The 23,740-nt window shown below is 69.2% G+C and carries 23 protein-coding genes; 8 read left to right on the top strand and 15 right to left on the bottom strand.

The features are described 5' to 3' along the window. The first annotated feature begins 22 nt into the window (after positions 1–22). Positions 23–2,482, top strand: a complete 2,460-nt coding sequence (locus tag DJ69_RS05255; RefSeq protein ID WP_099254634.1) for a DNA topoisomerase VI subunit B — start codon at positions 23–25, stop codon at positions 2,480–2,482. Further along, entirely contained in the window at positions 2,483–3,568 is a 1,086-nt protein-coding gene (locus DJ69_RS05250; RefSeq protein ID WP_099254633.1) for a DNA topoisomerase IV subunit A, read from the top strand. It begins immediately after the preceding gene. Positions 3,569–3,595: 27 nt separating this feature from the next. On the opposite strand, the gene DJ69_RS05245 is transcribed toward DJ69_RS05250, so the two are convergent. Next, positions 3,596–3,832: a CDGSH iron-sulfur domain-containing protein gene (locus tag DJ69_RS05245; RefSeq protein WP_099254632.1), complete on the bottom strand. Its 237-nt coding sequence runs from the start codon at positions 3,830–3,832 to the stop codon at positions 3,596–3,598. Between the two features lie 104 nt (positions 3,833–3,936). Between DJ69_RS05245 and msrB the strand changes: the two genes are divergently transcribed. Further along, positions 3,937–4,356, top strand: coding sequence for a peptide-methionine (R)-S-oxide reductase MsrB (gene msrB / locus DJ69_RS05240; RefSeq protein ID WP_099254631.1), 420 nt, complete (start codon positions 3,937–3,939; stop codon positions 4,354–4,356). A 36-nt stretch (positions 4,357–4,392) separates the two neighbouring features. Here the strand turns inward: msrB and DJ69_RS05235 are convergent, their stop codons facing one another. From DJ69_RS05235 to DJ69_RS05220, 4 genes are all read right to left on the bottom strand, one after another. Next, entirely contained in the window at positions 4,393–5,085 is a 693-nt protein-coding gene (locus DJ69_RS05235; protein ID WP_099254630.1) for a sensor histidine kinase, read from the bottom strand. Positions 5,086–5,161: 76 nt separating this feature from the next. After that, complete coding sequence (locus tag DJ69_RS05230) at positions 5,162–6,316, bottom strand: acyl-CoA dehydrogenase family protein (protein ID WP_099254629.1); 1,155 nt, start codon at positions 6,314–6,316, stop codon at positions 5,162–5,164. 91 nt (positions 6,317–6,407) lie between these two features. Further along, entirely contained in the window at positions 6,408–7,547 is a 1,140-nt protein-coding gene (locus tag DJ69_RS05225) for a pyridoxal phosphate-dependent aminotransferase (protein ID WP_099254628.1), read from the bottom strand. Then, the gene (locus DJ69_RS05220) at positions 7,544–8,032 is read right to left on the bottom strand and encodes an Lrp/AsnC family transcriptional regulator (protein ID WP_099254627.1); all 489 of its coding nucleotides are present in this window, start codon (positions 8,030–8,032) and stop codon (positions 7,544–7,546) included. The genes DJ69_RS05225 and DJ69_RS05220 overlap by 4 nt, the downstream gene beginning before the upstream one ends. Positions 8,033–8,172: 140 nt before the next feature. Here DJ69_RS05220 and DJ69_RS05215 point away from each other — a divergent pair, with 140 nt between their 5' ends. Further along, the gene (locus tag DJ69_RS05215; RefSeq protein WP_099254626.1) at positions 8,173–9,036 is read left to right on the top strand and encodes an aldo/keto reductase; all 864 of its coding nucleotides are present in this window, start codon (positions 8,173–8,175) and stop codon (positions 9,034–9,036) included. 35 nt (positions 9,037–9,071) lie between these two features. Here DJ69_RS05215 and DJ69_RS05210 read toward each other — a convergent pair whose 3' ends face one another. Then, entirely contained in the window at positions 9,072–10,421 is a 1,350-nt protein-coding gene (locus DJ69_RS05210; RefSeq protein WP_099254625.1) for an adenylosuccinate synthase, read from the bottom strand. Between the two features lie 271 nt (positions 10,422–10,692). Between DJ69_RS05210 and DJ69_RS05205 the strand changes: the two genes are divergently transcribed. After that, on the top strand, positions 10,693–10,998 hold the full coding sequence (locus DJ69_RS05205) for a hypothetical protein (RefSeq protein WP_004045854.1): 306 nt from the start codon (positions 10,693–10,695) through the stop codon (positions 10,996–10,998). A 145-nt stretch (positions 10,999–11,143) separates the two neighbouring features. Here the strand turns inward: DJ69_RS05205 and DJ69_RS05200 are convergent, their stop codons facing one another. From DJ69_RS05200 to DJ69_RS05190, 3 genes are all read right to left on the bottom strand, one after another. Then, positions 11,144–13,561, bottom strand: a complete 2,418-nt coding sequence (locus tag DJ69_RS05200) for a DUF7527 domain-containing protein (RefSeq protein ID WP_099254624.1) — start codon at positions 13,559–13,561, stop codon at positions 11,144–11,146. Positions 13,562–13,674: 113 nt separating this feature from the next. Further along, positions 13,675–14,148, bottom strand: a complete 474-nt coding sequence (locus DJ69_RS05195; RefSeq protein ID WP_099254623.1) for an NUDIX hydrolase — start codon at positions 14,146–14,148, stop codon at positions 13,675–13,677. Between the two features lie 121 nt (positions 14,149–14,269). Beyond that, positions 14,270–15,256 carry a transcription initiation factor IIB gene (locus tag DJ69_RS05190; RefSeq protein WP_099254622.1) on the bottom strand — a complete coding sequence of 329 codons (987 nt, stop codon included), beginning with the start codon at positions 15,254–15,256 and terminating at the stop codon, positions 14,270–14,272. A 348-nt stretch (positions 15,257–15,604) separates the two neighbouring features. On the opposite strand from DJ69_RS05190, the gene DJ69_RS05185 reads away from it, so the two are divergent. Together DJ69_RS05185 and DJ69_RS05180 are read left to right on the top strand one after the other, a co-directional pair. Continuing rightward, a complete protein-coding gene (locus DJ69_RS05185) occupies positions 15,605–16,777 on the top strand; it encodes a M24 family metallopeptidase (RefSeq protein WP_099254621.1) in 1,173 nt (390 codons plus the stop codon). A gap of 98 nt (positions 16,778–16,875) precedes the next feature. Further along, complete coding sequence (locus DJ69_RS05180; protein ID WP_099254620.1) at positions 16,876–18,060, top strand: MFS transporter; 1,185 nt, start codon at positions 16,876–16,878, stop codon at positions 18,058–18,060. 48 nt (positions 18,061–18,108) lie between these two features. Here the strand turns inward: DJ69_RS05180 and DJ69_RS05175 are convergent, their stop codons facing one another. The 6 genes from DJ69_RS05175 to DJ69_RS05150 all read right to left on the bottom strand — a co-directional run bounded on the left by DJ69_RS05175 (position 18,109) and on the right by DJ69_RS05150 (position 22,795). After that, entirely contained in the window at positions 18,109–18,345 is a 237-nt protein-coding gene (locus DJ69_RS05175) for a hypothetical protein (protein WP_004045847.1), read from the bottom strand. 115 nt (positions 18,346–18,460) lie between these two features. Beyond that, entirely contained in the window at positions 18,461–19,063 is a 603-nt protein-coding gene (locus tag DJ69_RS05170; RefSeq protein WP_099254619.1) for a CDP-alcohol phosphatidyltransferase family protein, read from the bottom strand. A 26-nt stretch (positions 19,064–19,089) separates the two neighbouring features. After that, entirely contained in the window at positions 19,090–19,635 is a 546-nt protein-coding gene (locus tag DJ69_RS05165) for an adenylate kinase family protein (protein WP_099254618.1), read from the bottom strand. Then, on the bottom strand, positions 19,632–20,726 hold the full coding sequence (hisC, locus tag DJ69_RS05160) for a histidinol-phosphate transaminase (RefSeq protein WP_099254617.1): 1,095 nt from the start codon (positions 20,724–20,726) through the stop codon (positions 19,632–19,634). Before hisC ends, DJ69_RS05165 begins: the two co-directional genes overlap by 4 nt. 194 nt (positions 20,727–20,920) lie before the next feature. Continuing rightward, positions 20,921–21,664, bottom strand: coding sequence for a fumarylacetoacetate hydrolase family protein (locus DJ69_RS05155; protein ID WP_099254616.1), 744 nt, complete (start codon positions 21,662–21,664; stop codon positions 20,921–20,923). A 57-nt stretch (positions 21,665–21,721) separates the two neighbouring features. Next, positions 21,722–22,795, bottom strand: a complete 1,074-nt coding sequence (locus tag DJ69_RS05150; RefSeq protein WP_099254615.1) for a zinc ribbon domain-containing protein — start codon at positions 22,793–22,795, stop codon at positions 21,722–21,724. Positions 22,796–22,898: 103 nt separating this feature from the next. Here DJ69_RS05150 and DJ69_RS05145 point away from each other — a divergent pair, with 103 nt between their 5' ends. After that, on the top strand, positions 22,899–23,621 hold the full coding sequence (locus DJ69_RS05145; RefSeq protein WP_099254614.1) for a metal-dependent hydrolase: 723 nt from the start codon (positions 22,899–22,901) through the stop codon (positions 23,619–23,621). Positions 23,622–23,740 lie beyond the last annotated feature (119 nt).

Genomic DNA, 23,740 nt, shown 5'->3' with positions numbered 1-23,740 from the left:
CGGGGATAGGGACAGACACCGAATGACGTCCTTCCAGTCGACGATCGGCGACGAGGAGGGGATCGCGGAGGAGCTGGCCGAGGGCCAGCGCGAGATCTCCATCGCCGAGTTCTTCGAGAAGAACAAACACATGCTCGGGTTCGACTCGGGCGCCCGTGGGCTCGTCACCGCCGTCAAGGAGGCGGTCGACAACGCCCTCGACGCGACCGAGGAGGCCGGCGTCCTCCCCGACATCTACATCGAGATCGAGGAGGTGGGCGACTACTACCGGCTCGTCATCGAGGACAACGGGCCGGGCATCACGAAAGAACAGCTCCCGAAGGTGTTCGGGAAGCTCCTGTACGGCAGCCGGTTCCACGCGCGCGAGCAGTCGCGCGGCCAGCAGGGGATCGGGATCTCGGCGGCGGTGCTGTACTCCCAGCTCACGTCGGGCCAGCCCGCCAAGATCACCTCGCGCCCGAAGGGGCAGTCGCGGGCGCAGTACTTCGAGCTCATCATCGACACCGACACGAACGAGCCGGAGATCAAGGCCGACGAGGAGACGACGTGGGACCGCCCTCACGGTACCCGGATCGAACTGGAGATGGAGGCGAACATGCGCGCCCGCCAGCAGCTCCACGACTACGTGAAACACACCGCGGTCGTCAACCCGCACGCGCGGCTCGAGCTGCGCGAGCCCGGGCTCGACGAGCCGATGAAGTTCGAGCGCGCGACCGACGAGCTGCCGGCGGAGACGGAGGAGATCCGCCCGCACCCCCACGGCGTGGAGCTGGGCGCGCTGATCAAGATGCTCGAGGCGACCGAGTCGTACTCGGTCTCCGGGTTCCTGCAGGGGGAGTTCACGCGGGTCGGCAAGAAGACCGCGGACAACGTGATCGACAACTTCCGCGACGTGTACTACGGCCGGGAGCTCGCGTGGTCGCCCCCGCGGGCCCACGACGAGCGCGACGTGGCGGGCGCCGTCGCGGACGCCGTCGCGAACAAGGGGGAGGAGGCGACGACCGCCTTCTCCGAGGGCGTCGCCGAGACGGTGGCGAGCAGCGACCGGCTCTCCCGGTCCGAACTCGCGGCGATCGTCGACAACGTCGCGGACACGGTCGCGGACGACACGGGCAAGACGTTCGGGGAGACCGTCCGCGCGAACGCCGTCAACGCCGCGTGGCGAGCGATCACCGGAGCCGGAGACGGCGAGGAGACGGACGGCGAGACGAGCGACGACGAGAACGGCCGCGCGACCGAGTCGCCGCTCGTCGCCGACGCGTACGCCCTCGTCGACGACGCCACGTCGACGCGGAAGGACGACGCCGCGGTCCGGGCGATGGCCGAGGCGCTCGCGCGCCGGTTCGGGAACCTCGACGGCGACGCCTTCCGGATCACCTCGGACGACCTCGAACGCCTCGTCGCGGACGCGGCCTCGTTCGTCGCCGAGCAGCACGACGCGACCTTCGGCGAGACCGCCCGCGAGAACGTCGTCGAGGCGTTCTGGTCGCGGGCGCGCACGGTCCCGGACGACCCGCCGAAGGTGGCGGCGATCGCGGGGAGCCGCGACGCCGCGGCCGACCTGCTGGAGGCGATGCGGACGACAGACATCCTCGCGCCGCCGACCGACTGCCTCGCGCCGATCACGGCCGAGCTCGTCGAGGCCGGGCTGCGCAAGGAGTACGACGCCGACTTCTACGCGGCGGCGACCCGCGACGCCGAGGTCCACGGCGGCGACCCCTTCATCGTCGAGGCCGGCATCGCCTACGGCGGCGAGATCCCGGCCGAGGGGTCGGTCGAGCTGCTCCGGTTCGCGAACCGGGTCCCGCTCGTCTACCAGCGCGGCGCCTGTGCCACGACCGACGTGATCAAGAACATCGGGTGGCGCAACTACGGGCTCGACCAGCCCGGCGGGTCGGGGCTCCCGAACGGCCCGGCCGTCATCAGCATCCACGTCGCCTCCACGAACGTCCCGTTCACGAGCGAGTCGAAGGACGCGCTCGCGAACGTCCCCGCGATCGAAGACGAGATCGAGCTGGCGGTGCGCGAGGCGGCCCGCGAGCTGAAGTCGTACCTCAACAAGCGGCGCTCGATGCAGCAGCGCCGGGAGAAACAGGACGTGCTCGGCAAGATCCTCCCGGAGATGGCCGACAAGGTCTCGGAGGTCACGGGGCGCCCGCGACCCGACATCGACGGCGCGCTCGCGCGGATCATGAACAACGTCAGCGTCGAGCGCGAGGTGAACGGCGAGACGGTGTCGCTCGTCGTCGAGAATCACTCGGACGTGAACGAGCAGGTGGAGATCACGGACATCGTCTCCGCGGAGCCGACCGACCTCTCGGAGGGGACGGTCGTGGACATGGACGGCGAGTGGTTCGTGCAGTGGAAACCCGAGGTGCCCTCGGGCGACGAGCGGGAACTGACGTACGCGGTCGACGGTGACCCCGAGTTCGAGGTCAGCGTCGGCGGCGTGGAGACGGAGAAACTCACGGTGAACGCGTAAATGACGACAGAAAGCGACGCACGAGACGAACTGATCGACCTGGCCGCGGACTTCTACGACCAGTTCGCCGCCGGCGACATTCCGGAGATGACGCTCCCGACGCGGACGAAGAGCAACATCGAGTACGACGAGGAGAGCGGCGTCTGGACCTACGGCGACCGCACCTCGACGCGCAGCGCCAACTCGGTCCGGGGCGCGCGCAAGCTGCTCAAGGCCGCCTACACGATCGAGTTCCTCGCGAACCAGCTCGACGACGACCGCTCGTCGACGCTGCGTGAGCTGTACTACCTCTCCGAGTCGTGGAACAACGACGAGGCGCAGTTCAACTCACAGGACGAGTCGAACGACCTCGTCGAGGACTTGGAGATCGTCACCGGCGTCACCCGCGAGGACTTCCACATGCGCCCGGAGGAGTCGGGCGCGAAGGTGATGGGACCGCTGCTCCTCCGCGAGCAGACCAACCGCGGTGAACGCGAGATCCACTGTCAGCTCGACGTGGGGCAGGGCGGCTACCAGATCCCGAACAACCCGGACACCATCGAGTTCCTCGACAACGACGCCGAGTTCGTCCTCTGCGTCGAGACCGGCGGGATGCGCGACCGGCTGGTCGAAAACGGGTTCGACGAGGAGCACGACGCGCTGGTCGTTCACCTCGGCGGACAGCCCGCCCGCGCCACGCGCCGGCTGACGAAGCGCTTCCGCGACGAGCTCGACCTCCCGGTCGTGGTGTTCACCGACGGCGACCCGTGGTCCTACCGGATCTACGGCTCCGTCGCGTACGGCTCGATCAAGTCCGCCCACCTCTCGAAGTACCTCGCGACCCCCGAGGCGCGGTTCATCGGCATCCAGCCGGAGGACATCGTCGAGTACGACCTGCCCTCGGACCCGCTCTCCGACTCGGACGTGAACGCCCTCGAATCGGAGCTCGAGGACCCGCGGTTCCAGACCGACTACTGGGAGGAGCAGATCGAGCTCCAGCTCGACATCGGGAAGAAGTCCGAACAGCAGTCGCTCGCGAGCCGCGGGCTCGACTTCGTCACCGACACCTATCTGCCCGAGCGGCTCAACGACATGGGCGTGTTGTAAGGGCCTCGCCGGAGCCGATCCGAGACGCTACTCCCGCTCGTACACGATCTCGTCGATCGCGCGGCGCTCGCCGTCCGGGTCGTCGCCGTCGTACTTGTACACGACCCCGTCCTCCTCGTCCGCGGTCGCATTGTGCGAGCCGTCACAGAGCGGCTTCGAATCGGAGAGCCCGCACCGGCAGACGTATATCTTCCCGTCGTCGCCGGTGTCGGACTCGTCGAGTATCGTCGGTCCGTTCTCCTCGTGCGTGACCTCGCGTGCCATGGTCACCGATGAGCGGCCACCCGAATACGGTTTGCGGGCGCGGGGCGTGGGGCTGCCGTCGCGACCGCCGCAACCGCCTTGAGCGTGGGGCTCGTACGCAGGGCATGAGCGAAACCGACGATCGGGAGCAGGCCGACCCGAAAGCCCTGACCGACGCGGAGTGGCGCGAACGGCTCTCCGAGGAGGAGTACCGCGTGCTCCGCGAGAGCGGCACGGAGGCGAAGTTCTCCGGGGAGTACGTCGACCACCACCCCGACGACGGGGAGTACCGCTGTGCCGCCTGCGGAACGGTCCTCTTCGACGCCGAGACGAAGTACGAGTCCGGCTGCGGCTGGCCCGCCTTCTACGCCGCCGAGGAGGAGTCGGTGACGACGACGGTCGACACCAGCCACGGGATGCGCCGCACCGAGGTCCGGTGTGCGAACTGCGACTCACACCTCGGGCACGTGTTCGACGACGGGCCCGAACCCACCGGCAAGCGGTTCTGCATCAACTCGGTCGCGATGGAGTACGACGAAGAGTGAGCGCTCCCGGCGTGGCCGGAGCGATGCGATTCCTCGTCACTCGGCCACCGGGAGCGTGATGACGAACACGGTGCCCTTCGGCTCGTTGTCCTCGATCCACACGTCGCCGCCGTACAGGTCGACGAGCGATCGCACGAGGTAGAGCCCGATCCCCGCACCCGGGCTGTCGAGCCCTTTCTCGCCTTTCCCGAACACCTCTTCGCGGTGGTCTTCGGGGATCCCCGGACCGTTGTCGGCGATGCGCACCGCGACCTCGCCGTCGCGTTCGACGGCGGACACCACCACTTCCGCGGGGGTCTCGTCGTTGTGCTGGATCGCGTTCCGGAGGACGTTTCGGAACACCGACCCGAGCATCTCGTCGCCGACGACCTCGCACTCCGGGAACGACCCCTCGACCGTCACGACCGCTCCCGGGTAGGCGGACCGCACCTCCTCGACCTGCTGGGAGAGTTCCCGACTGAGCGAGACGCTCGTCGGCTCGGCCTCGTCACGGAGCATCACCTGCGCGAGGTCGCGCGCGGACGTCGTCAGCCCGACGGCGTTGCGTGCGCTCTCTTTGATCACCGAGAGGTACTCCTCGCCCTCCTCGTCGACGTGGTCGTCGAGCAGCTCCGCGTACGCCTCCACGAGCTGCAGGTCGTTCCTGATGTCGTGACGCATCACCTGATTCAACAGTCGCAGGTCGTCTCGTTGACGCTTCAGACGCTCCGCCGCGTTAGCGTTGCTCATGCCTCATTGTTCGTTGCCGAAACTTTTTAGCCACCGATCGGGGGTATCGGCAACCAGCCGCCCCGTGAAACGGGGCTCACACCCCCTCGCCTAGCAGTTCACGGGCGATGATGTTCTTCTGGATCTCCGTGGTCCCCTCGTATATCTGGGTGATCTTCGCGTCGCGGTAGAGCCGCTCGACATCGTGATCGTTGACGAAGCCGGCGCCGCCGTGGATCTGGACCGCCTCGTCGGCGACCTCGACGGCGGTCCGGGAGGCGAACTCCTTCGCCATCGACGCGAGCGCGGTCAGGTCGCCCGACTCGTTGTCGACCGCCCACGCCGAGCGGTAGGTGAGCCAGCGCGCCGCCTCGGTGTTCGTGTGCATCTCGGCGAGCTTGTGTTTGATCGCCTGGAAGTCGCTGATCGGGCGGTCGAACTGCTCGCGCTCCTCGGCGTACTCCAGCGCGCGCTCGGCCGCGCCGCGGGCGATCCCGACCCCTTGCGCGGCGACCGCGGTGCGGGTCTCGTCGAAGAACTGCATGAGCTGGAGAAAGCCCATTCCGCGCTGGCCGATCAGGTTCTCCTCCGGCACCCTGACGTCGTCGAACCGCAGCTCGGCGGTGTCGCTCGCGCGGATCCCGAGCTTTCCGGTGATCTTGTCGCGAGTGAGCCCGTCGCGGTCGCCCTCGACGAGGATCTGCGAGTAGCCGGAGTAGCGGTCGTCGATCTCCGGGTCGGTCTCGCAGACGACGACGAAGTAGTCGGCGACGGTGCCGTTCGTGATCCACATCTTCGAGCCGTTGATCACCCACTCGTCGCCGTCCTTCTCGGCGCGGGTGGCGACCGACGTCACGTCGGAGCCGGCCTGCGGCTCCGAGATGGCCGAACCCATCACCGCGTCCCCGGCGGTCACCTCGGGGAGGACGCGCTCCTTCTGGTCCTCGGTGCCGAACTCCATCAGCGCCTCGGCGCCGAAGCCGGCACTGGAGACGCAGAGGCCGATCCCGGGATCGGCGGCGAACAGCTCTTCGGTGAGGATCGCGTTCTCCAGCGAGGAGTAGCCGACTCCGCCGTACTCGACCGGCACGTGCGGCGCGAGCAGCCCCATGTCGGCCGCCTTCTCCATCACCTCGTGTGGGTACTCCTCGTTCACGTCGTACTCGGTCGCGACCGGTCGGATCTCCTCGTCCGCGAACCGGCGAACCTCGTCTCGCAGGTGCTTCTGCTCGTCCGTTAGCTGGAACTCCATACACGAAGTATCAGGATAATGCGTGATAATCGTTAGCGAACGAAAGACAATTGGCGAGGAGTTGTCCGTTTACGTGTCGGCGAACGGCGCCTCAGCGGTTCTCGACGAACGTCGCGATCCGGTCGGTCGCCTCCTTCAGTTCGCGCATCGAGGTCGCGTACGACACCCGGAGATGGCCCTCGCCGCCCTCGCCGAAGACGGAGCCGGGGACGACCGCGACGCCCTGCGCCTCCAGCAGCTCCTCGGCGAAGACTTCGTCGTCGCCGCCGCAGTCGGGGAACGCGTAGAACGCGCCGCCCGGCTCGAAGGTGTCGAGGCCCATCTCGTTGAACCGAGAGACGACCAGTCGACGCCGGCGGTTGTACTCGTCGACCATCTCGGCCACCTCGTCGTCGCAGCGATCGAGCGCCTCGATCGCCGCGTACTGCGGCGTCGTCGGGGCCGACAGCATCGTGTACTGGTGGATCCGGTTCATCGCGTCGATCGCGTCCATGGGGCCCAGCGCGTACCCCAGTCGAAGACCGGTCATCGCGTACGCCTTCGAGAACCCGTTGACGACCACCGTCCGCTCGCGCATCCCCGGCTGGGTCGCGATCGAAGCGTGGTCGGCGCCGTAGGTGAGCGCGGAGTAGATCTCGTCGGCGATCACGCGGAGGTCGTTGTCGCGGCAGAATGCGGCGACCTCGGCGTACTCCTCTTCGGTCATCGTCGCGCCCGTCGGGTTGTTCGGGTAACAGCAGACGAGCAGGTCGGCCTCCGCGGCGCCCGCCGCCTCGAGCGACTCCCGCGTGAGCGCGAAGTCGTCCTCCGGGCGGGTCGGGACCGTCAACTGTTCGCCGCCGGCGAGTTCGATCCCCGGGCCGTAGGAGATGTACGTCGGCTCGTGGACCGCGACCGTGTCGCCCGGGTCGACGAGCGCGCGGAACGCCAGATCGACCGCCTCGCTCGCGCCGGTCGTGACGAGCACCTCCTCGGCCGGGTCGTACGTCTGGTCGTACCGCTCGTGATGGGTCGCGATCCGCTCGCGGAGCTCGGCCATTCCGCGGTTCGAGGTGTAGGAGGTCTTCCCGCGCTCGAGCGAATCGATCGCGGCGGTCCGGGCGGCCCACGGCGCCGAGAAGTCGGGCTCGCCGACCCCCAGCGAGATCACGTCGTCCCGCGCCTCCGCGAGTTCGAAGAACTTCCGGATCCCCGACTCGGGGAGGTCGCGGGCTCGGTCGGACAGCCTCATGGGGAGACGGAGAGGCGGTCGTCGTCGTCGCCGTCTTCGAACCGGATCCCGCCGTCCTTGTAGGTCTCCATGATGTAGTGGGTCACCGTCTGGGTGACCTCGGGCATGGGCGCGACCTGCTCGGAGATGAACCGCGAGACGTCCTGCATCGTCTCGCCGAGCACCTCGACGGCGAAGTCGTAGTCGCCGGAGACGAGGTGGAGGGCGTCGACCGCGGGGAACTTCGCGATCCGGTCGGCGACCTGCTCGTAGCCGGTCTCGCGGTCGAGCTCGACGTTTATCTCCACGATCGCCCGGATCTTCCCCTCGTCGACGCGGTCCCAATCGACGACGGCCTGATAGCCGTGGACCACGTTGTTCACCTCCAGCTCGTCGATCGCGTCCGCTACCGCGTCCGCGTCGAGGCCCGTCTGGGCCGCGATGTCGTCGATGTCCTCGCGGGCGTTCCGCGCCAACACGTCGAGTACCTCGCGCTCGGCGTCCATACCTCACGATCACGCGGGGGCGGTTTATGAGTAGCGACGCACGCAAGACAGGCGACTCGGTACGACATCGGAACGCGACCTTCGAAGCACGCCCTTCCGCCATCCCCACGGCTTTCCGCGTGGCACGCGAACGTTCGACCATGGCTTCAGACACCACCGGCCGGAGCGGCACGTTCGACATCGGCGGCGATCTGACCGTCAACCGCCTCGGCTTCGGCGCGATGCGGATCACGGGCGAGGACATCATCGGACGACCCGACGACGAGGACGAGGCCGAAAAGGTTCTCCAGCGCGCCGTCGAACTCGGTGTCGACTTCATTGACACCGCCGACTCCTACGGGCCGGGCGTCTCGGAGCGCCTGATCGGCGAGGCGCTCGGTGATCCGGACGACGCCGTCGTCGCCTCGAAGGCCGGCCTGCTTCGCAACCGTGAGGGCGACTGGCTCCCCCACGGCGACCCCGACTTCCTGAAGAATCAGGTGCTGTGTAGCCTCGACCGACTCGGGACCGACACGATCGACCTGTACCAGTACCACCGCCCCGACCCGGACACCGACTTCGAGGAGTCGGTCCACGCGTTCGCGGAGATGAAAGACGCCGGGCAGATCGCCCACGTCGGGCTCTCGAACGTCACCGTCGAGCAGTTAGAGACCGCCACCGAGATCGTCGACATCGCCACCGTCCAGAACCAGTACAACGTCGGCCACCGCGACGACGAGGACGTGTTGCGGGCCTGCGAGCGCAACGACGTGGGGTTCATCCCGTGGGGGCCGATGTACGCGGTCGACGACGAGACCCCCGACACGCTCGGTGAGGTCGCCGACCGCCGCGACGCGACGACCCGACAGGTCGCCCTGGCGTGGCTGCTCGACCACTCCGACGTGACGCTCCCGATCCCGGGCACGTCGAGCGTCGACCATCTCGAATCGAACCTCGCGGCCGCGGACCTGTCGCTGACCGACGAGGATATGGCCGCACTGAACGAGATCGATCCGCAGGAATAGCCGCACGAAGTCCGCACCGTAGACGCGCGAACGTTCTACTCGTCGAACGGGTTCGTCAGCTCGACCGTCTCCTCGCGGTCGGGACCGACGCCGACCGCGTAGATCGGGGTGTCGATCTCGTCGGCGACGAACTCAAGGTACTCGCGGGCCGCCTCGGGGAGCGCGTCGTATCCGTTCTCGGCGACCGCGGCCGAGTCGAACGGCTCCCACGTGTCGAGCGTCTCGTAAACGGGCTCGCACCGCTCCCACCGGTCGGTCGTGGTGGGGACGGTGTCGAGTTCGTTCCCGTTGAGTTCGTACCCCGTACACACCTTCAGCTCGTCTAACCCGGCGAGCACGTCGACGTGGTTGACCGCGACGCCCGTGAAGCCGGAGACGCGCGCGGCGTGCCGGAGCATGGGGAGGTCGAGCCAGCCGATCCGGCGCGGGCGACCGGTGACCGTCCCGAACTCGCCACCCTTCTCGCGGATGTCGTCGGCGAGCGCCTCTTCGTCGGCGTCGCCGTCGAGTTCGGTCGGGAGCGGCCCCTCGCCGACCCGCGAGAGGTACGCCTTCACGATGCCGACGACTTCGCCGTCGCCCACCGTGGTGACGCCGAGCCCGGAGCCGACCGACGCGGCGCCGGCGGTCGGGTTCGAGGAGGTGACGAACGGGTAGTTGCCGTGGTCGATGTCGATGTGGGTGCCCTGCGCGCCCTCGAAGAGGATCTCGTCGCCCGCCTCGTGGCGGCGGTGGAGGTAGTCGGAGCAGTTGACGGTCATCCCCTCGTCGGCGAGCCGCTCGCCGATCGCGGCGAACTCCTCGTGGAGCGCGTCGACGTCGAACGCCTCGGCCCGGTCGTCGTCGAGGTCGAGACCGTACACCTCCTCGACGAGCGCGCGCTTCTGCGGGACCGCGTATTCGAGCTTCTCGCGGAGCACGTCGGGGTCGAGCAGGTCCGCGATCCGGATCCCCCGGCGACCGGCCTTATCCTCGTAGGTCGGACCGATGCCGCGACCGGTCGTGCCGACCGCGTCGCCGGCATCGTCGTCCGCCTTGACCTCCTCTTCGATCCCGTCCAGCACGCGGTGGTACGGGAGGATCACGTGCGCCCGACGGGCGACCCGCACGTCCGGGTCGAGCCCGCGCTCTCGAAGGTCGTCGATCTCGGTGAACAGCGTCTTCGGGTTGACGACGCATCCGTTGCCGAGGATACCGGTCGTGCCCCGAACCGCGCCGCTCGGGACGAGCGACAGCTTGTACTCGACGCCGCCTTCGACGACGGTGTGGCCGGCGTTGTCGCCGCCCTGATAACGGACTACAACGTCCGCGTCCCCTCCCCACCGGTCGACGAGCGCGCCCTTGCCCTCGTCTCCCAGCTGAGAGCCGACGATGGTGAGTGTCATACGACCCGGTGATTCTGGGCGGGAGGTAAAACCGATTACGGTCCAACGCCGAGAACACATCACGAACGTGCATTAGATCCGCGGCGTGTGCGTGTCTCTATCGTCGTTCGTGTAGGTACCCTCCCGATAGTGGGCGGTAGCGAAGCCGACGGCGACCGAGCCGTGCGATCGAACGCGTTAACTACTCCCACGTCAAAGCGTCGAGTCGAGCGATTTCGGACGCCCTCCGACAGCAACTTTTAAACAGGGGCATGACGAGTTAACATGTGCCATGATAGATCGACTAGAGAAGGAGGTAGACATGCTGGAACGTCACCTCCAAGTCCTGCGGATGGTCATCGAAAACGAGCCGATCGGCATCGTGAAGATGTCGAACGAGACGGGGTACCCCCATCACAAGGTCCGCTACTCGCTGCGCGTGCTCGAGGAGGAGAACCTCATCGAGCCGTCCAGCCAGGGAGCGATCACGACCGAGCGGACCCACGAGTTCGTCGACGAGCTCGACGAGAAGCTCGACGAGACTGTCGACAAGCTCGGCTCCATGCGGATCGACGACGCCGCAGAGCTCGAGAACTGAACCGATTCGACCGCACACAAGGCGGCGACGAACCGCGTTGTGACGGCAGCCAAAACAGCGTTTAGGTCGCGTTTGACGCCCGCTTGAGGTTTGTTCGGGCGCGTTTCGATCGCACGTCGGTCGAGTGTGTCGTCCGCCCCGTCAGCTACAGGTCCGGGACCGTCATGTGGAAGCCGCCGTCGCGCGCCTCGACCAGACAGAGGTGGTACCCGCGCTTGCGGGAGAGTTTCACGAAGCTCGCGCGCTTCGAGCGGCTGAACAGCCCGCCGCCGACCGCGTCGCTCGCGGTCTCGAGCGCGCCCGGCTCGAAGAAGCTCTCCGTCACCGCGAACGCCGCGGCGAACTGCTCGTTCGATCCGGCGATGTCGCGGCCATTCTCGACCAGCGACTCCAACGTCCCCTCGGCGGTCGGGTCGCGGCTGTCGTTGAGGTCGGCGACGAACAGCGGGTTCCCCATCCGGTCGCGCAACACCAGGTCGAACGAGCGCTGCTCGCGCGTCTCCTCCCCGCCCTCTCTGATCGCGATCGACACGGAGCCGCCGATCTCCGCGCGGTCGACCTCCGGGATGGCGTCGTAGAGGTCGCGGAGCACGCTCTGGTTGCCGGTGCTGCTCACCTCGAAGGGGAGGTCCTCGACGAGCCACCGGGTGAAGCCGTACTCGATGGTGTCCTCCAGGAACGCTTCGTACGGGCGACCGTCGACGGCGAGCCCGTCCGTCTCGAAGCTGGTGTGGTGTTCGATCCGCAGGTTCTCGCGGAGCGCGTCGCGGTCGACCGCCCCGTCGTGGGCGTCTTCGAGCGTCGCGCCGCCCTTCGACTCGTACCTGACGAAGAGGTTCGTTCCGCTCCGCGCCTCCGCCGGGGAGAGCGTCCGGTCGCTCTCGGGAAGCCGGTCGCGGACCGTCGACAGCTCCGACTCCAGCCGGTCGCGCTCCTCGCGAGCCGTCGACAGCTCCGACTCCAGCCGATCGACCTCGCTCGCGAGCTCGTCCCGCTCGGCGGCGATCTCGTCGCGGTCGGTGGCGAGTCTGTCGCGTTCCGCCGCCAGCGACGCCTGCTTCTTCTCGGCGGCTTCGAGCTCGTCGCGGAGCTGTTCGAGCCGCTCGTCGGGCGAGCCGCGCTCGCCTGCGCCCGCGTTCGAAGCGCGCTGTGAGACGGCCGAGCGATTCGATCGGTCCCGATCGGTGGAGCGCGGCTCTGGAGACCGATCGTCGTCAGCGGCGGCGCCGGCGCCCCTGCTTCGGTCGCTTGCCCCGGATCGACGCCGGTCGTCAGGTTCACTCTGGGTCCGTCCGCTTCCGTTCGGGTCGGGCCCGCTTCGGCCTCGACCACCCGGCGGATCGCTCGCTTCGGACGGGTCGAGCGCGGGGATCGACTTCTGTTCGCGCCACTGCTCCTCCTCGGAGAACACGTCGTCGTTCGGGGGAGATCCCGCAGAATCGGGTGCGTCGGTCGCAGCAGGACCGCTACTCGGCGCCTCCGTACCGGAGGAGCCCCCGTTTCCGCTCTCGGCCGCCGGCCGCTCGACCGTGTCCGCGCCACCGCCGGTCCCGTTCGTCTCGTTCGCCCGCCTCTGTGCCGACGGCGGCGCTTCGTCGGATCGCTTCGTGGATCCGCGGGATGTCGGCTCCGCCTCGCGGTCAGCGGTCGTCTCGCCGTCAGCGGTCGTCTCGCCGTCAGCGGTCGTCTCGCCGTCGGTGGTCGGCCCACCGGCGGCTCTCTCGTCGGAAGCCGTCCCGCCGGCAGTCCGCTCGTCAACGGTCCGTTCGTCGGAGGGCTCCTCATCGGCCTCACTGCCGGGTGTCGCGTCGCCGGCGGTTCGGCCCTCGTCGGTTCGATCCTCGCTGGTGCGGCCCTCGTCGGTTCGATCCCCGCTGATGCGGTCCTCGTCGGGGCGGCCCTCGCCGGTGCGATCCCCATCGGCCCCGCGTTCGGCGTGGTCGTCGCCGTTGTCCTCATCGGCGGCTGTCTCCGCGTCGGCGGTCGGCTCCGCGGCCACGGCGCCCGCGCCACCGGAGGTACTGGGTTCGGGGATCTCCTGTACGTCGAGGTCGACCTCGTAGACGGTGTAGATCCCGACCTCGTCGTCGGCCAGCTCGAAGGCGTCCTCGCCGGTTTCGAGCCGGCGCGAGTTGCCGACGTACGCCGCGGCCATCGACTCGCCCGCGGTGTAGGTGACGTAGTAGTCGCCCGAGAGCACGTTCTCCGACAGTTCGACGTAGCCGGTGAATCCGCCCTGCGAGAGCTTTCGGTCGGCCTCCGAGAGCGGCGTGTCGTTCGTGTAGTACTGCGCTCGCGGCTCTCCACCCCGCTCCTGCATGGCGAACAGGACCGGGAGAGCCTCGTCGGGTGCTTTATAAATCGTTCCCGAGGCGTCCGCGAACGCGTCGAGGTCGGCGTCGGCGGTGCCGACGACGCGGCCCTCGAACACGAACAGCCACCCCGCGCCGTTCGTCACCGCGCCGGAGAACCCCCGGTCGACGAGACGCCTGAGACCCTCGAAGCCGTCCGAGAACTCCCGGGCGTCCCACCCGGTTATCTCCGCTCTGCGCTCTGCGTCCATTCTTGCGTTTACGTCGCCTGCAACGACCCAAATACCTTCCGGAGCGTGAGACGGCCGTCTGACGGTGCCCGCCGGGCGGTCCGGGGGTAACCCGAGGCGACTCCGGCGCTCGGCTACGCTCCGTCGACCGCGGCGATCGCCTCGCGGCCGAGTTCGATCACGTCGCGTTGGAGGTCGCTCTCGGCCAACTCCGTCGGAGTGTACCAGCGCCAGTTCTCGGGATCGACCTCGTCGCCGCCGTTCGGCGCGATCGCGCGCGAGTCGACTCGGGCGTAGTAGAGGTGGTCGACGTGCTGGTGGCCGACGGAACCGTCCTCATGGACGTTGATGTCGTGGAGCATGAGGTGGGCGGGCTCGGGGAGCCCGCGCGTGTTCGGCCCCTCGATCGACGACTCGGTCGCGACGAGCTCCGCCTCAAGTCCCGTCTCCTCGCGGACCTCCCGGAGCGCGGCCTCGTGCGGGAGCTCGCCGCGGTCGACGTGCCCGCCCGGCGGGAGGCGGATCCCGAGCCGCTCGTGCGCGTGGAGGGCGGTCGCGCCGTCGTTGACGACGTACGTCGTCGCCGTGAAATGGCGAGTGGTCTCCATACCGGTGGCTCGGCTCGCGACGGTTTGGGCGTTCGGAAAAGCGGCGGATACCGGCGGCGTCGTTCGGTCGGCCAGTTCTTCGGCCGACCAATCCTTCGGTCGACCGGTCGCTCCCTCTGGCTTACTCCAGCGCGACGCCGTCCTCGGCCTCCAACAGCTCGTGGTAGCGGTTCCGGATGGTGACCTCGCTGATGTTCGCGACGTCGCTGACCTCGCTCTGCGTCACCTTCTCGTTGACGAGCAGGGAGGCGGCGTAGACGGCGGCGGCCGCGAGTCCCACGGGCGATTTGCCCGAGTGGATCCCCTGTGACTTCGCCGTGTTGAGCAGGGAGCGCGCCCGGCGCTCCGCCTCGTCGGAGAGCCCCAGGTCGGAGGCGAACCGGGGGACGTAGCTCTCGGGGTCGGCGGGCTGGATCTCCAGTTTGAGCTCGCGGACGACGTAGCGGTACGTCCGGGCGATCTCGTCCTTCTCGACGCGCGAGACCGCCGAAATCTCGTCGAGACTTCGCGGCGTTCCGGCCTGCCGGGCCGCGGCGTACAGCGACGCGGTCGAGACGCCCTCGATGGAGCGGCCGGGGAGGAGGTCCTCGTCGAGCGCGCGGCGGTAGATGACCGAGGCGGTCTCGCGGACGTTGTCCGGGAGGCCGAGCGCCGAGGCCATGCGGTCGATCTCGCCGAGCGCCTGCTTCAGGTTGCGCTCCTTCGAGTCACGGGTGCGGAACCGCTCGTTCCAGGTGCGGAGCCGCTGCATCTTCTCGCGCTGGCGGCTGGACAGGGACTTGCCGTAGGCGTCCTTGTCCTGCCAGCCGATGTTCGTCGAGAGCCCCTTGTCGTGCATCATGTTCGTCGTCGGGGCGCCCACGCGCGACTTGTTGTCCTTCTCCTTGGAGTCGAACGCGCGCCACTCCGGGCCGCGGTCGATCTCGTCTTCCTCGACGACGAGGCCGCAGTCGACACAGACGGTCTCGCCGTGCTCCGTGTCGGTCGCGAGCTGGCCGCCGCACTCCGGGCAGCGCAGCTCCTCGTCGGCCGACTCGGTCTCGGTCTCGGTCTCGGTCTCGGTCTCGTCGGCGTGCTCCGCCGTATACGTTCGAACGTTTTCGCTCATTGGTGAGATTAAGTGGAGGGAACGAGGGGACCGAGAGACGCGTCTCGGTTGGTTTTCCTCATCGTCAAGTAAGTGCCGGAAATATTTAAATCCTCGGCCTCATTGTAGATCGGAGAAGCACCGAAAGAGGAGTTCAGGAGGCGCTATTCGGCAATTATTGACCTTTTTTCGGCCAACCTTAACGACGACCGGATCCGATCGGCGATCGGCGACAGCCCCTATTTAACTATTTCTCGGAGCGAGCGCCGGCTCGAATCCCGCCTCGACCACCGTCTTGATCGCCGCCGCGACCGCCGAGGGGAGTGCCGCGAGGACAACGGATTTGGGGGTCGCCCGAGCAGGTGACGTATGAACCGCGCGCGGCTCGCCGACCGGCTCGCCGACCTCGAGACGGACGGCTACCTGATCGACGCCTCACAGGACGACGCCAACCAGCTGTACCTCTCCGGGTTCACCGGTCCCGACCCCTTCCTCACGCTGTACGCCGACGGAGAGATCCACGTTCTCGTCGGCGGACTGGAGTACGGTCGCGCTCGCAAGGAGGCGGCCGCCGACACGGTCGAGCGCCACGCCGACTACGACTACGAGTACGGCGGTCGCGAGGCCCGCAACGACATGTACGCCCGGTTCGTCCGCGACAAGGGCGTGGAGTCCGTCTCGATGCCGCCGCGCGGCCCGGTCGGCACCGCGGACGCCCTCCGCGAGCGCGGGATCGAGGTCGCCGTCGACGCCGACGACCGACTTCGGGAGGTCCGGGCGGTCAAGACCGACGAGGAGGTCGACGCGATCCGCGAGGCCCAGCGCGCCAACGAGGCGGCGATGCGGGCGGCCGAGGCCCTGATCGCCGGCGCCGACGTGGCCGGCGCGGGTGACGACGCGGAGGCCGGGGTGCTCCTCCACGAGGGCGAGCCGCTCACCAGCGAGCGGGTGACCGAGGAGATCGAGGTGACGCTGCTGCGGCACGGGTGCGCGCTCGACCAGACGATCGTCGCCGGCGGCGCGCAGGCCGCGGACCCCCACGACCGCGGGTCGGGGCCGCTCCGAGCGCACGAGGCGATCATCGTGGACATCTTCCCGCGGTCGAAGGCGACCAAGTACAACGCCGACATGACCCGAACGTTCTGCGTCGGCGAGCCGGGCGAGACGCTCCGCGAGTGGTACGACCTCACCGAGCGGGCGCTCGACGCCGCGCTCGACGCGGTCGAGCCGGGCGCGACCGGCGGAGACGTGCACGCGGCGGCGTGTGAGGTGTACGAGGACGCCGGCGAGCCGACGTTTCGGACCGACCCCGAGACCGAGACGGGGTTCATCCACTCCACCGGCCACGGGGTCGGGCTCGACGTACACGAGGCGCCGCGGCTCGCGAGCGGCGGGGAAGAGCTGGAGCCCGGCCACGTGATCACCGTCGAGCCCGGGCTCTACGACCCGGACGTGGGCGGCGTCCGGATCGAGGACATCGTCGTCGTCACCGAGGACGGCTACGAGAACTTCACGGAGTACCCGATCGAGTTCGAGGTCTGAGGGGCGTCACCGGACGCCGCGATGAGTACGCACACACCACACCCGGTTCGGCTGGCCGCGACCGGAACCCGCTTTGACCCGGGTCGTGAACGGCGACCGTGAACTGGCGGTACAAACACACCGCGCTCGCCCTCTGTACGCTCGCGTTCACCGCGACGATGGTCGCGCGGCTGGTGATCAGCCCGCTGATCCCGCAGATACGCGTCGCGTTCGGGGTCACGAACGCGACCGTCGGCCTCGGGCTGTCCGGAATGTGGGTGGCGTACGCGCTCTCGCAGTTCCCCTCCGGCGTGCTCGGCGACCGGTACGGCGAGCGCGCCGTCATCCTGACCGCCGTCGGCGCCACCGCGGTCGCCTCCCTGCTCATCGCCCTCTCGCCGTCGATCGTCGCGTTCATCGCCTTCGCCGTGGTGCTGGGCGCGGGCGCCGGCCTCCACTACTCGGTGGCGACCACCTTCCTCACGCGGCAGTTCGACGACATCGGCCGGGCCATCGGCGTCCACGTCGCCGGGGGGCCGATCGCGGGGCTCGCCGCCCCGCCGCTGGCCGCGGTCGTCGGATCGCGGTACGGCTGGCGCGCCGGGATCGCGCTCGGCGTCGCCGCCGCGGTCCCCGTGTTCGCGCTGTTCGCGTGGCGGGTGCGCCCCACCGAGCCGCTCAGACCCGACCAGCCCGTGCGCGAGCGGTTCGCGCTCGGACCCCTCGCGGAGCTGCTCTCCCGGCCCGGGATCCTCTACACGACCGCGCTGGCGACGATGGGCGCGTTCACGTGGCAGGCGACCGCCTCCTTCCTCCCGTCGTTCCTCGAGTTCGGGACGGGACTGTCGACGGGGCTGTCTGCGCTGCTGTTCTCGCTGTACTTCCTCGTCCACGGCGCGACGCAGCCGGTGACGGGGTCGGTGTCCGACCGGATCGGCCGCGACGCGACCGTGATGGCGACGATGGCCGCGGGCGTCGTCGGCTACGGCCTGCTCGTCGCGGCGGCGGAGTTCGGGTTCGGCGTCCCCGTCACCGTCGCCGGCGTCGGGTTCGTGGGGCTCGCGATGTCGTGGGGCGCGCCGCTGCAGTCGCGGTTCATGGACCTCCTCTCGGACGCGGAGCGCGGCGCCGGCTTCGGGCTCGTCCGGACCGCCTACATGGTCGTCGGCGCGTCGGGGAGCGTCGTCGTCGGGGCCGTCTCCGACGCCGCCGGGTGGCCGGTCGCGTTCGGGCTGCTCGCCGGCGTGATGGGAGTCGGGCTGGTAACGCTGCTCGCGAACCGGGTGCTGCGGCTCGGCTACTAGCGTGGTGGTCGTCCGCGCAACAGGCTTCAGTTCGCGAGGAGATCTCGACTACAGTCGGTCGTCTTCGAGGCTTCCCGGGTCCTCCGCCGTGTCGAACATGTTGTTCTCGGCGCCGTCGAGCATCTCGTCGCGGGGCTCGTCGTCAACGACGCTCACGTTGTACGCCTCGATGCCGGACGCGATCAGGTCCTCGGCGGCCTGCTCCTCGGACACGAACTCCTGTTCGGCGAGCTGCTGAAACTCCGCGTATACGTCGTCGGACAGGTTCAGCTCGAAGGTGGGCATACGCACCCGTTCCGCCCGGACGCTTTTAAGCGTTCCCTCGCCGGTGGCCGGCGTGTGCGGGCGGAGTCTCTCCTCTGCGCTCGCTCTCGGAGCGGGGCGACGCCGGCGCGAAGCGTTATAAGTCGCTCCACGCGCCGAGGAACCGCTGGACCGCGGTGAGGTGACCGACGGCCGCGAACAGCGCGAGCAGGAGGCCGACGACGGTGAGGCCGGCGACGATCGGCGCCGAGTAGACCGCGGCGACGACGCCGACGATCCCCATCAGCGCGAGCCGGTCGGCGCGCCCGAGCAGCCCGCCGTACTCGCGGCCGATGCCGACCGCCTGGATCTGCGTGCCCATGTACGAGGTCATCAGCACGCCGGTCACCGCCGCGAAGCCGAGAGCGTACGCGTCCACTCCGACGGTGAACCCGGCGATCACCGCGATGTCGGCGTAGCGGTCGAGCACGTGATCGAGGAGGTCGCCGCCGTCGGAGGAGATCTCCAGGTGGCGCGCGAGCGCGCCGTCGACGAGATCGAGCCAGCCGTTGAGGAGGACGCAGACCGCTCCGGCGAGGTAAAAGACGGGCTCACCGACCGCGAACGCGCCGGCCGCGGCGATCGCGACGCCGAACGCGATGACGCTCACCTGGTCCGGGGAGAGCCCGAGCCGCGCCGCGGCGCGCACCCACGGGCCGAGCAGGCGGTCCGCGACGGAGCGGTACTGGTCGAGTGTCATCTATCGATCCGACCGTCGCGGCGGGCTCATATATAATCCATGAAGTCGACGGTTCCCGCGCTCGGCTCGCGCTCACCCTCGATCGCCGCGCGGATCGCGTCGGCCACCGCTTCGGGGTCGCGGCCGGTCGTGTCGATCTCGTAGACGCTCTCCGTCCCGTGTTCGGCGACCGCCTCCGAGAGGATCACGTCGAGCGCCTCGCTCTCCGCGTTTTCCTCGGCGGTCGCGGCGGACTCGCCGCGCTCGCGGAGCCGCGCCTCGATCGCCTCGGGGTGACAGCGCAGGACGACCACGCGATCGACATCGAACCGGTGGGCGAGGTGGGAGTCGAGGACGCCCGTCCAGTCGCCGAGGTGTTCGCGGACCGCGTCGAGGTCGGCGACGAGCGTGTCGCGGTCGGCGTCGCGCTCGGTCCAGAGCGACTCGTCGCCCTTGATGCGCTCGTTGAGGTGGATCACGTCGTACTCGTCGGCGAGCAGGTCGGTCGCCGTCGACTTGCCGGTGCCGGGAGTGCCGGTGACCGCGACGCGGGTCGGCCGGCCGTCTCCGGCGTCGGCTGGCTCATCGCTCACGCCCGGACACCCAGCCCGAGGTCGGCGAGCGTCTCGTTGAGTCGGTCGACGGCCTCGCGGGTCCCCTCGCGCGTGCCGGTCGAGATCCGGACGTGGTCCGGGAGCCCGAAGGAGGTGCAGTCGCGGATGATCACGCCGCGCTCCTGGGCCGCGTCGGCGACGCGCTCCGCGTCGCCCACCTCGGCGAGCACGAAGTTCCCCGCCGACTCGACGGTCGGGGCGTCCAGCTCGTCGGCGATGTACTCGCGGGCCCAGCGCGCGGTCTCGACCGACTCCGCGACGTGCCCCTCGTCGTCGAGGGCGGCGAGCGCGGCCCGGCAGGCGAGTTCGCTCGCCGCGAACGGGGTGTTCACCCGGGCGTACGCCTCCCCCCATGCCTCGGGAACGACGCTGTAGCCGATTCGGAGCCCGGCGAGTCCGTACGCCTTCGAGAAGGTCCGGAGCACCGCCACGTCGTCGCGTTCGTCGACGAGCGGGATCGCGCTGTCGACCTCGGCGAACTCCCCGTACGCCTCGTCGACGACGACGAGCGTCTCCTCGGCGGTCGCGTCAGCGATCGCCCGTACCTCGTCGAGCGGCATCGTCGAGCCCGAGGGGTTGTGCGGCGACGTGAGGTAGACGATCCGCTCGCCGCCGTAGGCGGTCAGCACCGTCTCGGCGTCCTGGGCGAACCCGTCGTCGGGGGAAAGGGCGTACTCCGAGACCTCGCAGTGGTGATAGCGGGCGGACATCGCGTAGTAGGCGAAGCCGGGTTCCGGGACGAGCACCTCGTCGCCGGGCTCCAACGCGGCCCGCGAGAGGTAGTCGATCGAGCCGTCGGCGCCGGGCGAGACCCACACCTGCTCGGTCGACACGTCCCACTTCTCGGCCAGCTTCGCGGTGAGGTCGGTGTGCGATGACTTCGGATACTGGTGGACGCGGTCGGCGTGCTCGCGGATCGCCTCGACGGCCGCCGGGCTCGGGCCGAGGGGGTTCTCGTTCGAGGAGAGCTTGATGAGGTCGTCGGGGTCGATCCCGCGGTCGCGGGCGACCTCCTCGACGCCCCGGCCGGGCACGTACGGCGAGTGATCGGAGAGATCCCGTGGTTGCATGGGCGTCGATCCGGGCGCGGCGCTCTTAAGAGTGGCCGAACCGATCGTTCACCGGAAACACGGTGTGCGATCGGGCGACAGGGAGCGCGGACGCTCGACCGGAACGAGCGGAGACGAGACAGAGGAGAGCGGGAGGGAAGCGCACAAACAGGGGGAGAAGACGCACAACGGCGGCAGGCCCGTCCCTCGCGGGCTCAGGGAACGCGCACGTCGTGTTCGAGCGTCCCGACGCCCTCGACCTCGACCGCGACGGTGTCGCCGTCCGACAGGGCGCCGACGCCCTCGGGCGTGCCGGTCGAGATCACGTCGCCCGCCTCCAGGGTGAGGTAGGTCGTGATCTCCTCGATCAGCGTCGGCACGTCGAACATGAGGTGCGCGCGGTCGCTCGACTGCTTCGTCTCGCCGTTGACGCGGAGTTCGACGCTCGCGTCGTCCGGGACCTCGTCGGGGGTCGCCAGCACCGGGCCGAGCGGCGCGGCGCCGTCGAACGCCTTGCCGCGCACCCAGTTCTGCTCCTGATTCTGGTCGTCGCGGTTCGACACGTCGTTCATGCAGGTGAAGCCGGCCACGACGTCCATCGCGTCGGCGGCGTCGACGTCCTTGCACTGCTCGCCGATCACGACCGCGATCTCGGCCTCCCAGTCGATCCGGTCTTTCCCCGCGGGCACCGTGATCTCGTCGCCGTGGCTCGCCAGCGCGTTCGGCGGCTTCAAGAAGAGGAGCGGGCGGTCCGGTACCTCGTTGCCCAGTTCGTCGGCGTGGTCGGCGTAGTTGCGGCCGATACAGACGATCTTCGTCGGCTCAGTGGGCGGAAGCACGTCGATCGCGGGATCGTCCAGCGCGTACTCCTCGCCCGCGAAGGCGACGGTGTCGGTCTCGGAATCGTAGGTTCCCTCGCGGATCGAGCCGGCCGGGTCGCGGAATCGAACGTGATGCATGCGCCGACGATAGAGCGGCCGCCGCAAAAGCGTTCCCGGTGAGGCAAACGGGGCGGGTTACTCGGCGCGATCCAGCGACTCAGATCCGGTCTCGCCGGGCGACTCCGACCCCGTCTCGCCGGGCGATTCCGACTCTCTCTCGCCGGACGACTCCGAGTCGGCGACGACCCCTTCCAGCGTCGCGGCGTCGCTCCCGTCGCCGAACAGTTCCGCGAGGGCGCAGTCGGCGCAGTAGAGGTTGTGGCTGATGGAGTGGGTCCGAATCGGGACGCCCGCCACGACCGTCTCGTCGCGGCGCCGGCGGACGACCCCGCGCTCGAACGCCTCGCCGCAGACGACGCAGGGCGCCGCCGTCCGCTCCGTCGCGGGGGTGATCCGGTGGTCGACGGTGCGGACCCGCCCGAACCGGGAGAGGCCGTGGCGGCGCTCCAGTCGCCGCTCCGCGGGCGGCGTCAGCGCCAGCCCGATCGCGGCGAAGCCGAGCCCGAACAGCGCTCCGGCGGTCGCTCCCGCTTCGGCCCCGACGGCGGCGATACCCAGCCCGATCAGCAGGAGAATGCCGCCCAAGAGGTATCCGGAGAGCGTGACGAGCGGGTCGTCGTCGCCGCGCGTCGGCAGTTCCCCGTCGGGGATCGGACCGTCGGAGACGCTGAGCCGGCGCGTCTCCGCCAGCTCGGCGTAGTGGTACCAGCCGTACAGCAGGTTCCCGACGCCGCCGGTCGTCACGAGCAGGAGGATGTGGACCGGGATCGATCCGATGTCCCGGTCGACGAGCACGACTCGGTCGCCGTGGTCCTCGGTGAGCTCCCAGCCGGCGTCGAGGTGGTCGCGGACCCGGGCGCGGAAGGCTCGCCGGGCCTCCGAGTCCGTGTCGTCGCCGCTCGCCGCCGCCTCGCCGGTCGGGACTTCGGCGTCCCCGCACGGCGCGCCGCAGTTCGCGCAGAACTCGTCGTCCGCCGCGACGGGGGCGCCGCACGCCGCGCAGTACGCCGACGGGGCGTCGTCTCGGGAATCCGCGGCACGCAGGTCGGCGCCACAGCCCGGGCAGAAGTTCGCGTCGGGGGCGACCGCCCGATCGCACTCGCGACATCGGTCGGTCCCTGGCGGGGGATCGTTCCGCGTGGAGGGCATCGGCGACCGATTCGAACGGCGGGGGGTTAACTCCTCTCCCAGCGGGCGGGGTGACCGCGGCGTCGGCTTTTATTATGACTCGCCGAGACGTGCTACGCGTACCATGGAACTCACCTGGCACGGCCACTCGACGTGGCACGTCGTCGTCGATGACACGGAGCTCCTGATCGATCCGTTCTTCGACAACCCGATGACCGACGTCGACCCCGGGGAGCTCGACCCCGACTACCTCCTCTTGACTCACGGCCACAGCGACCACATCGCCGACGCCGCGGCGTTTCCGGAGGCGACGGTGGTCGCCACGCCGGAACTGACCGCCTACGTCCAGGAGGAGTTCGGCCACGAGCACACGGTTCCCGCCGGCGGGATGAACATCGGCGGCACCGTCGAGTGCGGCGACGCGTGGGTGACGATGGTCCGCGCCGACCACTCGAACGGGATCGAGAACGACCCCGACTACTCCGCGGGAATGCCCGCCGGCTTCGTGATCGGCGACAAGAAGCCGACGCAGGAGTCGGACCCCGACTGCACGACGTTCTACCACGCCGGCGACACGTCGCTGATGTCCGAGATGGTCGACGTGATCGCGCCGTACCTCGAACCCGACGCCGCCGCGCTCCCGACCGGCGACCACTTCACGATGGGGCCCGCGGGGGCCGGCATCGCCGCCGACTGGGTGGGCGCCGACGTGGTGTTCCCGATGCATTACGACACGTTCCCGCCGATCGAGATCGAGACGCGGGAGTTCGTCAACGAGGTGAAGGCGGCCGGCGCCGCGGCGGAGCCCGTCGTCCTCGACGGCGACGAGACGTACGTACTGGAGTAGTCGCCACGGCACGCGACAGCGGTCGTTTTTATAACCGAACGACCTACCCGGCGAGCCGCGGCACTCGGGCCTTCGATCCGCGGTTGCGTCGCCGCGGACTCGCGAGTGTAGAATACTAT

This window comes from Halorubrum persicum, assembly GCF_002727125.1.
Lineage (GTDB): Archaea > Halobacteriota > Halobacteria > Halobacteriales > Haloferacaceae > Halorubrum > Halorubrum persicum.
The sequence above is the reverse complement of the archived record's forward strand: the minus strand, read 5'-3'. Positions and strand labels throughout refer to the sequence as shown.